Source organism: Endozoicomonas sp. SESOKO4 (assembly GCF_024606275.1).
The window spans coordinates 1-2,101 of the sequence record NZ_JAHHPS010000221.1; the positions used below are offsets into that span (position 1 = coordinate 1).

Below are 2,101 nucleotides of genomic sequence, written 5' to 3' on the forward strand. Positions count from 1 at the left end.
CTTTTGTTGAGCAATGGCAAGGTAAAAGCCCTCGTATTACGCCAGGGTTGGCACCCCACGCGCCCTACACAGTTGCGCCGCAACACCTGCAAGAGGTAGGTGAAAGCGCCAGCCGACTGCAAGCGCCCATTTCTATCCACTTGGCTGAAACCTTTACAGAACTCAGCCAAATCACTGAACAAGAAGGTGTGCCGCCAATCACTCACGCTTTGAACCACCTTGGCGACAATCGTATCATCGGCGCTCATACGGTATACGCACAACCCGAAGACTATGCAGGTATGGCCAAACCCGGCTTTGGCGCCATTCACAACCCAACATCCAATGCAAAATTGGCCTCGGGTATAGCGCCGATAGCGGATTTACTCAATGCGGGTGTGGCAGTAGGCTTAGGCACTGATGGTGCCGCCAGCAACAACGACCTTAATATGTTTGAAGAAATTAAACTGACGGCGTTAATACACAAATTGCGAGAAAACGATCCAACGGCCATGCCCGCCCAAACGGCACTCAGTTTGGCCACCCGTTCTGGTGCCCGAGCTATCGGCATGGCCCAATCCGTGGGACAAATAAGCGCAGGGTTTAACGCCGATTTAATTCAACTTTCCGTGGATGAACTGCGCTCACAACCCGTCCACGATATTATCTCGCATTTGGTCTATACCGCCGATGCACGAGATTTGGTTACATCCATGGTAGCGGGCCAGCTGGTATTCGCCGACGGAGAAGTTCTCACCATCGACAAGTCGCAGCTGCAGCAAAAAGTCGCTCAAATCACCCAGGCCATTAAGCAATTAAATGCAGAGCCTTAAATCAGCTGCTGTGCTTGCTACGAATGTTTGTGGCCATCGATTTCTTCGGGGTGCTTTTTAAGATCATCGCGCATATGCTGAAACATAAACTTTAACGCGTAAGTAACAACACCTGCAGTAAGCAGTACAACCACGATACTGAATAATATTACGCCATCGAAGTACATAATAAGATCCTCATTTTATTTATTTCGAAGTACAAATTTCGTCCTGAAATCTGTACTTCACGTCGTCAAACGGCTTATTAAATGTGTGAATTCAACGGCCGTTTGACTCCTCCCATTGGCTAGGCCAATAAATACCAGCAGTGAAATAGTCCTTTGCTTGCTAAGAAGAGTAGTTTTATCCCGGCGAGAGGCATTGATTCATATCAACCGTTTAAGGTCGATTGTTTAGCCGTTTTATTGGGTTTGATCTAGAACAGAAGACCGTTCAATTACCGAATTTGATATTTGCACTTTGGCTCTTGTCAGTTAACTATTAGGCACGGTGTATAAGCAGGCTGTATTGGCGTTGAACAGCTCTAAACGATAAAACCAACCGTTAAGGTCAGCTATGGCAGGGTCGATTAACCGTACCGCCGTTACATTCCCGCCGGGACTACGATCGGCGGTTTCCAACCCAGAGAGCCCTTTGTTGTGGTGTCAGCCGACACTTACGCCACAAGGTATTAGCAACGCACATTTGGCGCAAGAAATGCCTCTCGCACCCGTACAGTCACTATTCATTAATATTCCGTTTACTAGGGATATTCATCAGTTTCATCAACGCAATATCATCGTTACTCGGCAATACAGCTTGGCGGCCTATTACGTCGATGCACTGTGCAAAGAGATCCAATACTTTGGCGGAATAAACACCCCCCAAAACCATCAAGAAGGCAAAAACGAAAACAGCCACTGTGCAGCAAAATTGCAATGCCTGCACCTGGGTGGCGTTATGCCCACCTTTTTGATGACCGACGACCTGGCACGCTTATTGGCCTGCATAGATGATTGCTTTACCTTGAGTACTGATCAGGCACGCCGCTATTCAATCAGCATTGACCCCAAAAGCTTTACCATTGATACAGCTTTCGCTATCAAAGAACTGGGATTTAACCGTGTGCACTTTTATTTGGAGGATTTTAGCCCAGACGTCCAGTTTGTATTGAATCGTAAATACAGCGTGCAAAAAATAGAGAGTGTCATCGCACAGGCCAAAAGGGCAGGTATCACAGCCGTAGACATTGAGTGCGTTTACGGCCTGCCTATGCAAACGGAAGCCAGCTTTTTAACAACCCTGCAGCA

Annotated in this window: 2 protein-coding genes; both read left to right on the forward strand. The window is 47.5% G+C overall.

The genetic code is table 11. The features are described from left to right. On the forward strand, positions 1 to 812 hold an 812-nt coding region (locus KDK16_RS04245), incomplete at its 5' end, for an amidohydrolase family protein (protein WP_257274812.1). Between the two features lie 555 nt (positions 813 to 1,367). Next, positions 1,368 to 2,101 (forward strand): radical SAM protein (locus KDK16_RS04250; protein ID WP_373690914.1); only part of this gene is annotated, 734 nt, incomplete at its 3' end.